Here is a 14,791-nt window from a genome sequence, read left to right on the forward strand (position 1 = left end):
GTATGAACATCATGACCGAACAGTCCCTTGAAAACGCAGTGGGCGACAAGATGAAGTCGAACGAAGTGATCAAAATGCGCGGCGACAAGGTCGGCGTGTTCTACGGCGAGAAGCAGGCGCTGTTCGACGTCGATCTCGACGTCCGCCTGAACCAGGTGACGGCGCTGATCGGCCCCTCCGGCTGCGGCAAGTCCACCTTCCTGCGCTGCCTCAACCGCATGAACGACACCATCGATTCAGCACGGGTAACCGGCAAGATCACGCTCGACGAAGAGGACATCTACGACAAGAACATCGATGTCGTCGAACTCAGGGCGCGCGTCGGCATGGTGTTCCAGAAACCCAATCCGTTCCCCAAGTCGATCTACGAGAACGTCGCCTATGGGCCGCGCATCCACGGATTGGCCAAGCGCAAGGCCGACATGGATCAGATCGTCGAGTCCAGCCTGAAGAAGGCGGCAATCTGGAACGAGGTGAAGGACCGTTTGCAGGAACCTGGCACGGGTCTTTCCGGTGGCCAGCAGCAGCGCCTGTGCATTGCACGCGCCATCGCCGTGTCACCCGAGGTGATCCTGATGGACGAACCGTGTTCGGCGCTCGACCCGATCGCCACCGCTCGTGTCGAGGAACTGATCGATGAACTGCGTCAGAACTATACGATCGTCATCGTCACCCATTCGATGCAGCAGGCAGCGCGCGTGTCGCAGCGCACCGCGATGTTCCATCTTGGCTATCTGGTCGAGGAGGGCGCCACCGACAAGATGTTCACCACCCCCGACGACAAACGCACCCAGGACTACATCACCGGCCGGTTCGGCTGATCTCTGGCATATGAGGGACGAAGATCATGGGTGAACATACCGTCGCATCTTTCGATGAGGATCTGGAGCAGATCAGCCAGCTGATCCGCGACATGGGCGATCTCGCCCGCTCGATGGTCGGTGGCTCGACCAGGGCTTTGCTCAATTCGGACAATGCGCTGGCGCAGCGGGTGGTTTCCGACGACGCCATCATGGATGCACGCCAGCGCGAGCTGGACGATCGTGCCATCACGCTGATCGCCAAGCGCCAGCCAATGGCCAACGATCTGCGCGCGGTAGTCGGTTCGATCCGCATGGCCGGCGACCTCGAGCGCATCGGTGACCTTGCCAAGAACATCGCCAAGCGCGTCGGCACTGTCGGGCTGAGCGTCACGCCGCACGACCTTTCGCATTCGATCGACGCGATGGCGCAGCTGGTGCTGATCCAGGTGCAGGGGGTCGTCGACGAGTATGCCGCCGCTGACGCGGCAGCGCTTGCCACGCTCAGAAACAATGATGAACGCATCGACGTCAAATACACATCGGTGTTCCGCGAACTGCTGACCTACATGATGGAAGATCCGCGCAACATCACGGCGTGCACGCACCTGTTGTTTTGCGCCAAGAACCTCGAGCGGATCGGCGACCACGTGACCAACATCGCCGAAAATGCCTATTATGTTTTGACCGGCACGCAGTTGCCAGCCAATCGTCCGAAGCAGGACGAGACGGCAATGTCCGCGCCAGCGGCATGACAGGGGTGACCAGCCGATGATCGCGCCACGCATCATGGTGGTGGAGGATGAGGAGCCGCTAGGCGTGCTGCTCCGCTACAATCTCGAATCCGAAGGTTACCAGGTCGAGGTGGTGACGCGCGGCGACGAGGCCGAAATCCGGCTGCAGGAGAACGTTCCAGACCTTCTGGTGCTCGACTGGATGGTGCCTGCGGTTTCCGGTATCGAACTCTGCCGCCGGCTAAGGATGCGTCCCGAGACCGAGCGGCTGCCGATCATCATGCTGACCGCGCGAGGCGAGGAAAGCGACCGCGTGCGCGGCCTCTCGACCGGTGCCGACGACTATCTGGTCAAGCCTTTCTCGACGCCGGAGTTCATGGCCAGGGTCAAGGCGCTGCTGCGCCGGGCCAAGCCGGAAGTGCTGTCCAGCGTGCTCAAGGTCGGCGATATCGTGCTCGATCGCGAGTCGCACCGTGTCTATCGCAAGAAGAGCGAGATCCGGCTCGGGCCGACGGAATTCCGCCTGCTTGAATTCATGATGCGCCATCCAGGCCGCGTGTTCTCGCGCAGCCAACTGCTCGACAATGTCTGGGGCGAGACGATCTACATCGACGAACGCACGGTCGATGTGCATGTCGGCCGGCTGCGCAAGGCGGTCAACAACGGCCGCATGCCCGATGTCATCCGCACCATCCGTGGGGCGGGTTACGCCATTCGCGAGGACTGAACTCCCTCGTTTGAACTCACGCCACGTTCTTGCCGCCGAAACCGGATCTCGCCTGCACGCCCGGCGCAAAAATCTCCTGATCGACGAAGATCAGCGCCCGCATGGCGCAGCCTTCGCGGATCAGCGGCAGTTCGTTCGGCTCGGTGTCGAAGGAAATCGACTTGGAATGCTGGCCGCCGGCGGTCTGGGCAATCGCTTGCCGCAATGCCGGCTCGATCAGGTCGAAGGCGGCGGCGCTGACGCCGACCATGGCGACGGGGGCCGGATCGATCAGCGCGAACAGGCTGCCGAGGCCGTAGCCGAGCACTTCGCCGGCCTTGCGATAGGCTTCCCGTTCGGGTCCGTCCCTTTCGCGGGCGGCGGCAGCCAGGGCGCGCATGTCGGCATCGCTGACATCGGCGACGGGTTCTGCATCCTCGCCCATCTGCCGCGCGTTGCGCCAGATGGCATAATTGCCGGCATAGGCTTCGACGCAGCCGCGCCGTCCGCAGCGACACAGCGCCCCGTTCGGCCGATGAATCATGTGGCCGAATTCGCCGCCCGAGGAATGGGTGCCGGTGAACAATTCGCCCTTCAGCACCAGCCCCATGCCGATGCCGTGCGACAGGAGGATGGCGATGAAATCGTCGCGGTAACGATCGGGGTCGCGCCAGCGCAGCGCCACCGCCATCATGTTGCAGTCGTTCTCCATAATGGCGGGGATGCCGAACTCCTCTTCGAATATGTCGGCGAAGGCGATGTCGGTGTGCGGCGTGATCGGCGACCACAGCATGGAGCGGGCACGGGTGTCGGTGATGCCCTGGACGGCCAGCGCGATGCGGGCGATGCTGCGCACGTCCAGGTCGGGATCTTCCAGGCGGCGCCGCACGATTGCCGTGCACTCACCGATCAGCGAGTCGCGCGACATCGTCAGCGTGTCGAGCCGACGCTGTTCCTCGGATATTACCTGGCCGGCATAGTCGATGACGGCGACCGAGAGGAAGTTCAGCGACAGCACCACGGTCATTACCGCGGCCGCTTCCGGATTGAGGCTGAGGCCGACCTGCGGACGGCCGCGTTTGAGCGAGCCGGCCTCGCTCGGCTTGCTTTCGGTCAGGATGCCTTCGACGATCAGGTCGGATGAGATCGCCGAGATCGTCGAATGGCTGAGGCTTGTGGTTGCGGCGATCTCGGTGCGCGACGGCTGTCCGGCGCGGCGCACCGCCGCGATCACCATCGCGCGGTTGCGGCGGCGCAAATCGTCGTGGCGGATTCCGACCGACATGCTCTTTCATATCCTCCCGGTCGCCGCGGTTCTTCCTGCCCTGGAACGCTGTCGGTGACGCGGTCAAATACTGGCAGAAGCCGCGCGCCGTGTCATTTATTTATTCCGAGGCCCGAAAAAAATTCGAAACGACATCAAAATCCATCAGAATCGATGTTGACAGCGTTCGGGCGTTGGCCCAGTATTTTTTCGAGGCTCGAAAAAATAGGGCCTCTGTGCGGCCTTCGGGCCAGTTTGGTCGCGCCATACGCGGCGCAGGGAGGATAATATGAAAAGATTCACAGCCGCCATCCTGGCGGGTGCCGCCATGTCGCTGACGCTCGCGTCTGTCGCGCAGGCGAAGGACAAAGTCGTCGGCGTTTCGTGGTCCAACTTCCAGGAGGAACGCTGGAAGACCGACGAGGCCGCCATGAAGACGGCGATCGAGGCCGCCGGCGACAAGTACATCTCCGCCGATGCGCAGTCCAATCCCGGCAAGCAGCTTACCGACGTCGAAAGCCTGATCTCGCAGGGCGCCAATTCCCTGATCATCCTGGCGCAGGATGCTTCGGCCATCGGCCCGGCCGTGCAGAAGGCGCTGGACGAAGGCATTCCGGTCGTCGGCTATGACCGGTTGATCGAGAACAAGGACGTTTTCTATCTGACCTTCGACAACAAGGAAGTCGGCCGTATGCAGGCCCGCGAAGTGTTCAAGGTCAAGCCGGAAGGCAACTACGTCTTCATCAAGGGCTCCGGTGCCGATCCCAATGCCGACTTCCTGTTCTCGGGCTCGATGGAAGTGCTCAAGGAAGCCATCGACAGCGGCAAGATCAAGAATGTCGGCGAAGCCTACACGGATGGCTGGCTGCCCGCCAACGCCCAGAAGAACATGGAACAGTTCCTGACCGCCAACGACAACAAGGTCGACGCGGTGGTCGCGGCCAATGACGGCACTGCCGGTGGCGTCGTCGCGGCGCTGACGGCTCAAGGCTTGGCCGGCACCGTGCCGGTCTCGGGGCAGGACGGCGACCACGCCGCGCTGAACCGCATCGCCCTGGGCACGCAAACCGTGTCGGTGTGGAAGGACGCGCGCGAGCTCGGCAAGAATGCCGCCGAGATCGCCTCGCAACTGGCCGACGGCAAGAAGACGAGCGACATCGCCGGCGCCAAGGACTTCACGACGCCGGGCGGCAACACCGTCAAGTCGCTGTTCCTGACTCCGGTTGCCATCACCAAGGACAATCTCAACGTCGTCATCGATGCTGGCTGGATCAAGAAGGACGAAGTCTGCGCGGGTGTCGCTGCCGGCACCGTCGCGGCCTGTAACTGATCCGGACCACTTCGAAATATCTGAACGCCGCGGCCCAAAAGCCGCGGCGTTTTCTCAAAGAATTGTGTTTCCGCATCATGCGGATAGCTTCTAGGCTGGGCTCCGGCATGCGCGTCAGACGGCCAGCCGGTGGGAGGAAATCATGACCGACACGACGTCCAACCCGCAGGCCGATACGGCGCGCGCGTCGGAACTCGGCGCCGTCGCCCGGTTCCTGAAGGCGACCGAGATCGACACCCGGATGCTCGGCATGATCGGCGCGCTGCTGGTCATCTGGATTGGGCTGCATGTCATTTCCAGCCTGCGCCTCGGCGTCAACCCGCTCGATTTCGACAGCCGCACCTTTCTCACGCCGCGCAATCTGTGGAACCTGTCGGTGCAGACATCCGCGGTCGCCATCATGGCCTGCGGCATGGTGCTGGTCATCGTCATGCGCAACATCGACCTGTCGGTCGGTTCCGCCGAGGGCCTGATCGGCATGGTGATGGGATTTGCCCAGGTGCATTTCCTGGTGCGTTTTGTCGGGCTCGAACTCGGCAATCCATGGATCTGGGTCCTGGCGCTGGTCATCGGCCTGGCGCTCGGCCTGTTGATCGGCGCCTTTCAAGGCTTCGTCATCGCCTATCTCGAAGTGCCCGCCTTTATCGTGACGCTGGGCGGCCTGCTGGTCTGGCGCGGTGCTGCCTGGTGGGTCACATCAGGCCAGACCGTGGCGCCGCTTAACGCCACCTTTCAGCTGATGGGCGGCGGGCCGGCGGGATCGATCGGCGCAACCTGGAGCTGGGTTGTCGGGATCGTCGCCTGCCTCGCCGTGGTGTTTGGGCTGTTCAACGGGCGGGTGCAGCGCAAGCGTTTCCGTTTTCCGCTACGTCCGATCTGGGCCGAGGCGCTGCTCGGTGTCGTCACCTGCGGCGCCATCATGGGTGCGGTCTGGCTCGCCAACTCCTACCCCTGGCCGATCGGCATCGTGAACAGATATGCGGCCGCCAACAACATCACCGTTCCCGAAGGCGGCCTGTTCATCGCCCACGGTATCGCCATACCGGTGCTGATGGCGGTCGCCGTCGGGCTGGTCATGACCTTCATCACCAACCGCACCCGTTTCGGCCGCTATGTCTTCGCCATCGGCGGCAATCCCGAGGCGGCCAATCTCGCCGGCATCAACACGCGCTGGATCACCATGAAGGTGTTCATGATCATGGGCGTGCTGGCCACGATTGCCGCGGCGATCTCCTCGGCCCGGCAGAATTCGGCCACCAACGTGCTTGGAACGCTCGACGAGCTGCTCGTCATTGCAGCCGCCGTGATCGGTGGCACATCGCTAGCCGGCGGGTCGGGAACGATCATCGGCGCCATGCTCGGCGCCCTGCTGATGCAGTCGCTGCAGTCCGGCATGGTGCTGCTTGGTGTCGACTCGCCGCTGCAGAGCATCGTCGTCGGCGCCGTACTGGTGATCGCCGTGTGGCTCGACACCGTCTATCGCAAGCGCGTCTAGGAGGGCATGCCATGACTGACAAGACTGCTCCTGCAGCCACCGCGCTGATCGACATGAGGAACATCTCGATCGCGTTTGGCGGCATCCGCGCCGTCGACGACGCCTCGATCGATCTTTTCCCCGGCGAGGTCGTGGCGCTGCTTGGCCATAATGGCGCCGGCAAGTCGACATTGATCAAGATCCTGTCCGGCGCCTACAAGCGCGATTCGGGCCAGATCTTCGTCAACGGCGAGGAGGCATCGATCTCCAACCCGCGCGACGCCAAGAAATACGGCATCGAGACGATCTACCAGACGCTGGCGTTGGCCGACAATGTCGACGCCGCCGCCAATCTGTTCCTCGGCCGCGAGTTGATGACCGCCTGGGGCACGCTCGACGACGTTGCCATGGAGGCCGAGGCGCGCAAGGTGATGGGTCGGCTCAATCCCCGGTTCCAGCGTTTCAAGGAGCCGGTGATCAAGCTGTCGGGCGGCCAGCGGCAATCGGTGGCGATCGCGCGTGCGATCCTGTTCAACGCCCGCATCCTGATCATGGACGAGCCGACGGCCGCACTTGGTCCGCAGGAAACGGCGCAGGTCGGCGAACTGGTCAAGCAGCTGAAGTCCGACGGCATCGGCATCTTCCTGATCAGCCACGACATCCACGATGTGTTCGAGCTTGCCGACCGGGTCTGCGTCATGAAGAACGGCCAGGTGGTCGGCACCGCCCGCACCACTGATGTCACCCAGGACGAGGTGCTGGGCATGATCATTCTGGGCAAATGCCCGCCAGGCGCCATTCCCGGACCGGGCGCGCTGAAGATCGCGGCCTGAGATCAAGCCAGATCGCGGTTGCCGGACACGTGATATGCCAGCCGTAGGGATGGCTTGGCCTTGGCATTGTGTTGGCAGGGCGACTTGCGCATAAAGGTCCGACATTGCTCAGGGACCGCACGATCCGTTGAAGAAGCTTTTCCCGATCATCGCCTTTATCGCCGTCGCGCTGATCAGCATGGTGATGGCAGGTTTTGCCTACTTCGCCACGCAGGAAGCCGCGCGCATCAAGTTCGAGGCGACTGCCGACGATGCGCTCAACCGGATCGAGAGCCGCATCGACCTGCATCTGTCGCTGCTGCGCTCGACGCAGGCCCTGTTCGACGCCCGCAATGGCGGTATTTCTCGCAGTGAGTTCAAGGCGTTCTTCACCGCGCTCGATGTCGACAAGAATTTCGCCGGCTTGCGCGGCATCGGCTTTCTCAGGCTGGCAAAGACGGGCGACGAGGCGACGGTCGAACGCGACATGCTGCACGATTATGGCGTCAGTCATCCAATCTACCCGGATACCACGCAACCCTGGCGCACCCCTATCGTGCTGTTCGAACCGCTGGATCCATCCAATCAGGCCGGCATCGGCTACGACATGTTCAGCGAACCGGTGCGGCGTGCGGCGATCGAAAAGGCGATGTCCGACGACCAGCAGCACGCCAGCGGGCTGGTGCAGCTGGGCCAGGACACGGGCGCCGCGCAGACGTTCACCGGCTTCTTCGTTTTCGTGCGGCTCAATGTCGAAACCGCTCCCGACGTCATCAATGCTTCGAGATCCTCGACATCAGGTTTTCTCTATGCGGCCTTTCGGGCTCGCGATCTGTTCCAGACCGCGCTCAGCCGGTCGCCGCTTTTGCCGGTCAACACCGAAATCTATGATGGCGATGGTGCCGTGAACGGCGACAATCTGTTGTTCCGGTCGGAGACGCCGCCGGCTTCCACTTTCGGGAACAGGCTGCTGGTCACGCGAAAGATCATCGTCGCCGGACAGCCATGGACTGTCCTGTTCCGGCCGACAAGCGCCTTCTCGCAGCCGTCGTCGCGCGCCATTCCGGTGATGCTGGGGCTGTTCGGCCTGCTGTTGGCGGGCGCAATCGCGCTTGTGGCGCGCTATCAGGAGCGGGCCTATGAGGCAGCGTCGCGATTGCACGAAACGACGGAAAAGAGCCTGGTCGAAAAAGACCTGATGCTGCAGGAGATGAAGCATCGCATCAAGAATTCGATCACCAGGGTGCTGGCGATCGCGCGTCAGACGGCATCGCGGGCGACCGACGTCAACGAGTTTTCAGCGTCCTTCTCGGCTAGGCTGCAGGCGATGGCGGCCTCCCAGGACATGCTGACGCGCTCACGCTGGCAGAAGGCCGATCTTGGCGATCTCCTGCGCATCGAGCTGGGTCAGGTGTTCGGCAAGGAGCTGCCCGATGAGCTGTTGTCGGGACCACAGGTGCTGCTCGACGAAACCACGACGCAAGCGCTCGGCCTGACCTTCCACGAACTGGCGACGAATGCGCTGAAATACGGCGAGGCCGGCAATTCCGTTGGGGCGCTGAAGGTGGACTGGTCGCTCGAAGGCCGAGGGCGCGACAGGATGCTGGCTCTCAACTGGCGCGAAAACGGGCAGAAGAAACTTGAAGCGCCCGCCGAGACCGGATTCGGCACCAAGCTGATCGACCTCAACGTGACGCGCGAATTGCGCGGTACGATCAAACGGGATTACCAAGCCAATGGGCTGAACGTGGAAATCAAAATTCCACTCGCCAATTGAGCGCGACCGTTGCCGACAAGGGGAAGCATCCAGACATCAAAAACCCGGAAGCCGGCGGACCGGCCTCCGGATCGACGTTTCGATTATCGCCGAATTAGTTGCAGCGAGCCGTGTAGATCCGGCCGCGATGATCGCGATATTGGCAATAGCCGTTGCGCAGGTTGCGCACCAGCAGGCCGGAACCGGCACCCACGGCCGCGCCGATCAGCGCGCCCTTACCGCCGCCGACCAAGCCGCCGACACCGGCGCCGATCAAGCCGCCGCCAACCACGTCCTTCTCAGTCGAGGTGCAGCCGCTGACCGCGACCACCGCAACCAGGGCAATAATCATCTTCCGCATAGAGTCACTCCTCACTTTGTGTCCTCACTTTAGTAAGCTCCAGCCGCCATTTAGCATGAAATGACGGCCTTTGCTGCTGCAATCTATTGTTGGTGAAGATAGTCTTTTTCTGGGCGTATCGTGTTCGATGCCATTACCAGGCTGGAAATTGCCAAAGACGCGTCAAGCGTACCATCGGCGCGCACATTCCAGACGATCTGATCATAGTCGTCCTCAAGCGCCGGATCGACCGCAAGGCATTTGGCGACGATGTGGTCAGCCTGCCCTTGCACGTCGCCCAAGACGAATGGGCGTTCGGCCACGCATTGCTCGGCCGTCGCGAAAACGCTTACGGGCACCTGGAGTTCACGGCAGTCGGCCATCGTGTTCGAGCAACCGATGACCAGCAACAATGCAGCGATATGTTCCATGGCGAGAAGTCCTCTCGCCATAGTAACGGTCTACATTCGCCAAAGTTCCTGGCTGGCTTGATCGGCTGGGGAAATAAGATGGCGCTACAGCCGATTCGGCCACCGGCCGAAACGAGGTGGCCTAGTAGACCAGTTGGTGCAGGGCGACCGCCATGATCACCGCCACCAAGGCCAGCGCAACCAGGCGCAAAGCTCCGTTGGGAACAGGAGCCAGCGGTGGCGCGGAAGCCTCTGAGTCCTCAAACTCGCCCATGGAAATCCGGGCGGCCTGCTCCAGTCTGTTCATGTCGGCAACCGTCAAGGCATTCCTCCCACCATGCTGCAAATCCTGCTGCGGAAATGTTCGGTGATGCAACAAGTTCCAGCGGTATCTGGGAAAAACAGCATCTGCTTTTATGGTGAACGGCGGGTTAAGGAAGGTCGCTCAATCCGTCTCGAAATTGCCGTGCGGAACGACAAGGCGGTATTCAAGGCGGCCAGCCGCGATTTCGAGCGTCGCCGTTCCGTTCAGTGACGCCGGCACGACCCGTTCGAGTGCGACGCTGCCGAAGCGCTTCTCGCTACGCCTGACGTCACTGGCGCCGATTGCCTCCGCCCATGTCAGGGACAGGGAGGTTCCCGTGTCGTCGGCGGTCAGGTTGGCTGTAACATTGACGTACCCGCCGGGCCGCGACAGGGCGCCGTAGCTCACCGAATTGACGGCGAGTTCATGCATCGCAAGGCCGATATGCAAGGCAGCGTTGGGATTGAGATAGGGGTTTGCCCCCTGAAACCTCAGGCTCCGAACCGGATCGCCGCCATAGCGGCCAACCTGGCCCGACACGAGTTCGCGAAGTGCTGCACCCCGCCAGTTGGAAGAGGTCACGAGATCCTGGGACGAGGCCAGCGATTGCAGCCGGCCGCGAAAGCGTGTCAGGAAATCGCCGATGCTGTCGGAGTAGCGGCCGGTCTGGGTGGCTATGCTCTGGATGATCGCCAGCAGGTTTTTGGAGCGATGGCTCACCTCTCGCAACAGCGTCGTCAGGGTCTGCTCGCGGCGCTTCTGCTCCGTCGTCTCGACCATCGTGGTGACGACGCCTTGCACGGTGCCACCATCGCCGTGATCGGCATCGATCCACACCTCGAACCAGCGGCTGCCATCCTCGACGGGAACGCTGATCTCGAGACGTTGGGGGTTGCCGGATGCAATGACGTCGCGCTTGGCCGCGCCGATGCGGTCGGCCTGCGCCTCCGGCAGGATGCCGATGCTGTCGGCGGTGTCCGAAACCCAGGGCGCACGCATGTTGCGCGCCCATACGGTTTTCATCTCGCGATCCTGGTAGAGAACGGAAATGCCGGCATTGTGCAACGCGTGAAGAAGAGCACGACCGAGCTGCATGCCGCTGTCGGCGGGATGGAGGGCGATGACTTCATCGCTTTGCACGGCGTCTTTCCTGTTTCCGGTCCTGGAACCCATCGGCCAATCTGTCCACCCAATTCAGGCTGAACGGCTCATCGTTGAATGGGTTCCAAACAGGTTTCCGGAAAACCCGCCGCCAAAAACGGTCCGCCGGACGGCGTCCTTTGAGGGACACCGCCCGGCGGTGGCTGGAAACCGTTTGAGGGGTGCGGCTTCCAGTGTTCGGCCGTCCGTCCTTACGAAGCCCGTTTGAACAGGCCCGCAAGAAGCGAAATGACCAGGAAGGCGAGGAAGATGAAAAACAATATCTGCGCTATGCCGGCGGAGGTACCGGCGATGCCGCCGAAACCAAGCGCGCCGGCGATGATGGCAACGACGAGAAATACGAGCGCCCAGTAAAGCATGATCCATCTCCTTCGAATGGTGCGATGAAAACGTGGGTGGTTGCGGTTTGTTCCCACCCTTTGCCGAAAAAGACCGTGCTTGCAAATCGTTCGAGCGGAACCGCAGGAATTCACCTCGCCGCCCGGGTGCATCAGGCGGCACGAAGTGACGAATTGATCATCTGGAGAGATTCGGGAGCGAGGCTATCGCCTTGGGTTCGTCAATTCCTCCACTCCCAATTCCCGACTATGCGGCGGCTTTCGCCTGCCGGTCAAAGAACAGTGCCTGGCTGATCAGCGCCTTGACCATGTCGGGATTGAACGGCTTGGTGACCAGGAAGGCCGGTTCCGGTCGTTCACCAGTCAACAGGCGCTCGGGGAAGGCGGTGATGAAGATGACCGGCACCGACGTCGATGACAGGATTTCGTTCACGGCCTCGATGCCGGAACTGCCGTCGGCAAGCTGGATGTCGGCCAGCACCATCTTCGGCCGCGTCTTGCCGAACATCATCACTGCCTCGGCATGGGTGCGCGCCGTTCCAACGACGCGGTGCCCGAGGCTCTCGACCATTTCTTCGATATCCATGGCGATCAGCGGTTCATCCTCGATGATCAGAACGTCGGTTGCCACCTGACGGGATATCTCGTTGCTCGCCTGGGCAAGCAACTCTGAAAACTCCTGGTCACCGACGTCAAGGATCTCAGCCGCTTCCTCCTCGCTGAAGCCTTCGACCGCCACGAGCAGGAAGGCCTGACGGGGCCGCGGCGCGATCGCATTCAGATTGGCGGCGGTGCGCTGTTCCCACGCCGATTGCGCCTGTTCCTGTGGAACGCGGATGGCGACCGATGTGAAAAGCTTGGCGAAAACCTTGTACAGCGCGATGCGGTCGCTCGATGCTTCGGGAAATATCTCGATATCGGCGATGATGGCTTCAAGCATCGCAGCGACCAGCGCGTCACCACTCTCTTGCGACCCGGAAACAGCCCGCGAGAAGCGGCGCAGGAAGGGCAGATGTGGTGCGATGGTGGCGGATAAGCTCATGGTAAGACGTCTCCCTCAGAATGACGCGATTGCGTAGCAGGTCAAGCTGACTGCAAGCCCTGATAACGCGGATTTTTTGAAAAAGTTCCACCGCGACGGAACAAAAGCCGGGGAGTGGCGTTTGTGGTGGGGATGGGCAACCAGACGAGGGCGCCGCTTGCGCTGTGTTGAGTACGGTAAGAGCGGCTTGAGCGCTGGGAAATACAAGGGCAAAATGAAGGATATGACGAAAGATATTCTGACTGGCGCCGAGAGCAGGCGCCGGAACGGTTCTGGTGACGCTCTTGGGCCGAACTCCGAAATCGGACGCAAACTCAAACAATATTACGACGCGCTGGTCTCCGACGATGTGCCGGATCGCTTTTCCCAGTTGCTTAGCCAACTGGAACAGGCTGAACCCGCACAGAAGAAGGACTGAGGCATGGCCGCGGTCTCACAAGGCTTCAAGACTGATCTGCTTGGGGCAATCCCAAGTCTGCGCGCGTTTGCCGTGTCGCTGACGCAAAATGCCGATAAAGCCGACGACCTCGTCCAGGAAACACTCGTCAAGGCTTGGGACAAGCATGAGAGCTTCCAGCCCGGCACCAATCTCAAGGCCTGGCTTTTCACCATCCTGCGCAACGAGTTCTATTCGCAAATGCGCAAGCGCGGGCGCGAAGTGCAGGACAGCGACGGTATCATGACGGCCAGGCTTGCCGTTCATCCGGCCCAGCACGGTCAACTCGACCTGAAGGACTTTCGCGGGGCGCTAGAGCAGTTGCCGGAGGACCAACGCGAAGCCATCATCCTCATCGGCGCATCTGGTTTCTCCTACGAGGAGGCCGCGGAGATCTGCGGCTGCGCGGTGGGGACGATCAAGAGCCGCGTCAGCCGAGCCCGTACCCGCTTGCAGGAGATCCTGAAAATATCAGGTGAGGACGAGTATGGTCCGGACGCGATTTCGGCCCAGGTAACGAGTTCGCCGGCGAGCTGACCGCGATCGCGTCTCAAGCGCGTCCGCAGGCCGCCGCGACCGCTTGCACCAGGTCTTCGCCTGAGTAGGGTTTGCCAACCAGCCTGACGCCCGGAAACGATGCCTTGATTTCATCGGCATCCGAATAGCCGGACGCAAACACGAAAGGTATGCCTGCCGCGCGCAGCCCGGAAGCGAAATCGATCGTCGAGGCGCCGCCCAGCATCAAGTCGACAATGGCTGCATCGAATCGCGTGGCGACTTCCCGGCCATCGACCTCGGTCAGGTCACGGGCGATCACCACCTCATCGGCGCCATGATCGCGGCAAAGTTGCTCGACATCCATGGCGATGAGAAATTCGTCCTCCAAAACGAGAATCCGCAATCCGTCAAGCAATGTGGGCACGGGCAAAGACTCCTTGAAACGCCGGAGTCATGATCGCTAATTGGCTCGCTGTCATTTAAAAAAGACATGTGGCCAGCGGGCGGAACCTCAATCCTTGCAAGGCGTTGAAACGCGGCTCTCCAAGAGCGGCTTTCGAAGGGGGTCGAGCGGGCTTTCGAAGGGGGCGAAATGTCAGTCCAGAACAATAACGCTTTCTCCAGCCGCCAATATCCTTGCGAGAACTGCCCATTGCGGCCGTTGCCGGTTTTCCGCGACTTCGAAAAACAGGAGCTGGCCTTCATCAGCAAATTCAAGAAGGGTGAACTCGCGGTCGACAAGGGCGACACGGTGCTGGTGGAGGGAAGCCATAGCGCCCATCTCTACACCGTGCTCTCCGGCTGGGCGTTTCGCTACAAGCTGCTGCGGGACGGCCGTCGCCAGATCCTCAATTATCTCATGCCCGGGGATCTGATCGGCCTGCAAGGCAGTGTGATGGGCGAGATGCAGCATTCCGTCGAGGCACTCTCACCGATGCTGCTGTGTGTTTTCGAACGCGAATATCTGCACGAGCTGTACCGCAATCATCCCAGGCTGGCCTACGACATCACCTGGATCGCATCGCGCGAGGAGCGGATGCTGGACGAGAATCTGCTCAGCCTCGGGCGCCGCAGTGCGATCGAGCGCGCCGCCTATCTCATCGCCTTCATCGGCAGCCGGGCCAAGGTCGTCGGACTGAATGGCAGCCAATCCGTCCAGATACCGATCACGCAGCAGCACATTGCCGATACGCTCGGCCTGTCGCTGGTTCACACCAACAAGACGATCCGCAAGCTGATGGATCGCAAGCTGATCGTCTGGCGCGACGGCGGCTGCGCGGTCTCCGACAATGAAGGGCTCAAGCGGCTCGCCGGCTGGGAAGGACTGGGCGAGGCGCGCCGGCCACTAATCTGAGGAAGCGTCTTTTTGCGAAGCCGGCGGATCGG

General features: G+C 61.7%; 18 protein-coding genes. 10 read left to right on the top strand and 8 right to left on the bottom strand.

The window, feature by feature from the left end:
* Positions 1-2 precede the first annotated feature (2 nt).
* The 3 genes from pstB to phoB are packed head-to-tail and all read left to right on the top strand — an operon-like array spanning position 3 to position 2,261.
* Positions 3-821 carry a phosphate ABC transporter ATP-binding protein PstB gene (pstB, locus tag MESCI_RS07065; RefSeq protein ID WP_013529271.1) on the top strand — a complete coding sequence of 273 codons (819 nt, stop codon included), beginning with the start codon at positions 3-5 and terminating at the stop codon, positions 819-821.
* 26 nt (positions 822-847) lie between these two features.
* Positions 848-1,555: a phosphate signaling complex protein PhoU gene (gene phoU / locus MESCI_RS07070; RefSeq protein WP_013529272.1), complete on the top strand. Its 708-nt coding sequence runs from the start codon at positions 848-850 to the stop codon at positions 1,553-1,555.
* A 16-nt stretch (positions 1,556-1,571) separates the two neighbouring features.
* Positions 1,572-2,261, top strand: coding sequence for a phosphate regulon transcriptional regulator PhoB (gene phoB / locus MESCI_RS07075; protein ID WP_010911896.1), 690 nt, complete (start codon positions 1,572-1,574; stop codon positions 2,259-2,261).
* Between the two features lie 16 nt (positions 2,262-2,277).
* Here phoB and MESCI_RS07080 read toward each other — a convergent pair whose 3' ends face one another.
* The gene (locus tag MESCI_RS07080; RefSeq protein WP_013529273.1) at positions 2,278-3,525 is read right to left on the bottom strand and encodes an ROK family protein; all 1,248 of its coding nucleotides are present in this window, start codon (positions 3,523-3,525) and stop codon (positions 2,278-2,280) included.
* 268 nt (positions 3,526-3,793) lie between these two features.
* Here MESCI_RS07080 and xylF point away from each other — a divergent pair, with 268 nt between their 5' ends.
* From xylF to MESCI_RS07100, 4 genes are all read left to right on the top strand, one after another.
* Entirely contained in the window at positions 3,794-4,834 is a 1,041-nt protein-coding gene (gene xylF / locus MESCI_RS07085; protein ID WP_013529274.1) for a D-xylose ABC transporter substrate-binding protein, read from the top strand.
* A gap of 142 nt (positions 4,835-4,976) precedes the next feature.
* Positions 4,977-6,329 carry a sugar ABC transporter permease gene (locus MESCI_RS07090; protein WP_013529275.1) on the top strand — a complete coding sequence of 451 codons (1,353 nt, stop codon included), beginning with the start codon at positions 4,977-4,979 and terminating at the stop codon, positions 6,327-6,329.
* Positions 6,330-6,340: 11 nt separating this feature from the next.
* Positions 6,341-7,141, top strand: coding sequence for an ATP-binding cassette domain-containing protein (locus MESCI_RS07095; protein ID WP_013529276.1), 801 nt, complete (start codon positions 6,341-6,343; stop codon positions 7,139-7,141).
* A 127-nt stretch (positions 7,142-7,268) separates the two neighbouring features.
* Positions 7,269-8,897 (top strand): CHASE domain-containing protein, encoded by a 1,629-nt coding sequence (locus MESCI_RS07100; protein ID WP_013529277.1) that lies wholly within the window; start codon positions 7,269-7,271, stop codon positions 8,895-8,897.
* Positions 8,898-8,991: 94 nt separating this feature from the next.
* Here the strand turns inward: MESCI_RS07100 and MESCI_RS07105 are convergent, their stop codons facing one another.
* The 6 genes from MESCI_RS07105 to MESCI_RS07130 all read right to left on the bottom strand — a co-directional run bounded on the left by MESCI_RS07105 (position 8,992) and on the right by MESCI_RS07130 (position 12,471).
* On the bottom strand, positions 8,992-9,237 hold the full coding sequence (locus tag MESCI_RS07105) for a YMGG-like glycine zipper-containing protein (RefSeq protein ID WP_013529278.1): 246 nt from the start codon (positions 9,235-9,237) through the stop codon (positions 8,992-8,994).
* 83 nt (positions 9,238-9,320) lie between these two features.
* Entirely contained in the window at positions 9,321-9,647 is a 327-nt protein-coding gene (locus tag MESCI_RS07110) for a hypothetical protein (RefSeq protein ID WP_013529279.1), read from the bottom strand.
* Positions 9,648-9,768: 121 nt separating this feature from the next.
* Positions 9,769-9,948 carry a hypothetical protein gene (locus MESCI_RS07115; RefSeq protein WP_013529280.1) on the bottom strand — a complete coding sequence of 60 codons (180 nt, stop codon included), beginning with the start codon at positions 9,946-9,948 and terminating at the stop codon, positions 9,769-9,771.
* 123 nt (positions 9,949-10,071) lie between these two features.
* Positions 10,072-11,103, bottom strand: a complete 1,032-nt coding sequence (locus tag MESCI_RS07120) for a sensor histidine kinase (RefSeq protein ID WP_063169141.1) — start codon at positions 11,101-11,103, stop codon at positions 10,072-10,074.
* A 179-nt stretch (positions 11,104-11,282) separates the two neighbouring features.
* The gene (locus MESCI_RS07125; RefSeq protein WP_013529282.1) at positions 11,283-11,450 is read right to left on the bottom strand and encodes a DUF1328 domain-containing protein; all 168 of its coding nucleotides are present in this window, start codon (positions 11,448-11,450) and stop codon (positions 11,283-11,285) included.
* A 226-nt stretch (positions 11,451-11,676) separates the two neighbouring features.
* On the bottom strand, positions 11,677-12,471 hold the full coding sequence (locus MESCI_RS07130; RefSeq protein ID WP_013529283.1) for a response regulator: 795 nt from the start codon (positions 12,469-12,471) through the stop codon (positions 11,677-11,679).
* 214 nt (positions 12,472-12,685) lie between these two features.
* Between MESCI_RS07130 and MESCI_RS07135 the strand changes: the two genes are divergently transcribed.
* Together MESCI_RS07135 and MESCI_RS07140 are read left to right on the top strand one after the other, a co-directional pair.
* Complete coding sequence (locus tag MESCI_RS07135; RefSeq protein WP_032809255.1) at positions 12,686-12,889, top strand: NepR family anti-sigma factor; 204 nt, start codon at positions 12,686-12,688, stop codon at positions 12,887-12,889.
* Between the two features lie 3 nt (positions 12,890-12,892).
* Positions 12,893-13,444, top strand: a complete 552-nt coding sequence (locus tag MESCI_RS07140; protein ID WP_013529285.1) for an RNA polymerase sigma factor — start codon at positions 12,893-12,895, stop codon at positions 13,442-13,444.
* A gap of 13 nt (positions 13,445-13,457) precedes the next feature.
* Here MESCI_RS07140 and MESCI_RS07145 read toward each other — a convergent pair whose 3' ends face one another.
* Positions 13,458-13,769 carry a response regulator gene (locus MESCI_RS07145; RefSeq protein WP_050580453.1) on the bottom strand — a complete coding sequence of 104 codons (312 nt, stop codon included), beginning with the start codon at positions 13,767-13,769 and terminating at the stop codon, positions 13,458-13,460.
* A gap of 228 nt (positions 13,770-13,997) precedes the next feature.
* On the opposite strand from MESCI_RS07145, the gene MESCI_RS07150 reads away from it, so the two are divergent.
* Positions 13,998-14,759, top strand: a complete 762-nt coding sequence (locus MESCI_RS07150) for a Crp/Fnr family transcriptional regulator (protein ID WP_013529286.1) — start codon at positions 13,998-14,000, stop codon at positions 14,757-14,759.
* The last annotated feature ends 32 nt before the right edge of the window (positions 14,760-14,791 follow it).

Source organism: Mesorhizobium ciceri biovar biserrulae WSM1271 (assembly GCF_000185905.1).
GTDB lineage: Bacteria > Pseudomonadota > Alphaproteobacteria > Rhizobiales > Rhizobiaceae > Mesorhizobium > Mesorhizobium ciceri.

Coding starts and splice junctions, on each gene's coding strand:
- pstB (WP_013529271.1), top strand. CDS start 3: ATGAACATCATGACCGAACAGTCCCTTGAAAACGCAGTGGGCGACAAG.
- MESCI_RS07095 (WP_013529276.1), top strand. CDS start 6,341: ATGACTGACAAGACTGCTCCTGCAGCCACCGCGCTGATCGACATGAGG.
- MESCI_RS07080 (WP_013529273.1), bottom strand. CDS start 3,525: ATGTCGGTCGGAATCCGCCACGACGATTTGCGCCGCCGCAACCGCGCG.
- MESCI_RS07140 (WP_013529285.1), top strand. CDS start 12,893: ATGGCCGCGGTCTCACAAGGCTTCAAGACTGATCTGCTTGGGGCAATC.
- MESCI_RS07120 (WP_063169141.1), bottom strand. CDS start 11,103: ATGGGTTCCAGGACCGGAAACAGGAAAGACGCCGTGCAAAGCGATGAA.
- MESCI_RS07090 (WP_013529275.1), top strand. CDS start 4,977: ATGACCGACACGACGTCCAACCCGCAGGCCGATACGGCGCGCGCGTCG.
- phoB (WP_010911896.1), top strand. CDS start 1,572: ATGATCGCGCCACGCATCATGGTGGTGGAGGATGAGGAGCCGCTAGGC.
- MESCI_RS07130 (WP_013529283.1), bottom strand. CDS start 12,471: ATGAGCTTATCCGCCACCATCGCACCACATCTGCCCTTCCTGCGCCGC.
- phoU (WP_013529272.1), top strand. CDS start 848: ATGGGTGAACATACCGTCGCATCTTTCGATGAGGATCTGGAGCAGATC.
- MESCI_RS07150 (WP_013529286.1), top strand. CDS start 13,998: ATGTCAGTCCAGAACAATAACGCTTTCTCCAGCCGCCAATATCCTTGC.
- MESCI_RS07105 (WP_013529278.1), bottom strand. CDS start 9,237: ATGCGGAAGATGATTATTGCCCTGGTTGCGGTGGTCGCGGTCAGCGGC.
- MESCI_RS07145 (WP_050580453.1), bottom strand. CDS start 13,769: ATGGATGTCGAGCAACTTTGCCGCGATCATGGCGCCGATGAGGTGGTG.
- xylF (WP_013529274.1), top strand. CDS start 3,794: ATGAAAAGATTCACAGCCGCCATCCTGGCGGGTGCCGCCATGTCGCTG.
- MESCI_RS07125 (WP_013529282.1), bottom strand. CDS start 11,450: ATGCTTTACTGGGCGCTCGTATTTCTCGTCGTTGCCATCATCGCCGGC.
- MESCI_RS07135 (WP_032809255.1), top strand. CDS start 12,686: ATGAAGGATATGACGAAAGATATTCTGACTGGCGCCGAGAGCAGGCGC.
- MESCI_RS07110 (WP_013529279.1), bottom strand. CDS start 9,647: ATGGAACATATCGCTGCATTGTTGCTGGTCATCGGTTGCTCGAACACG.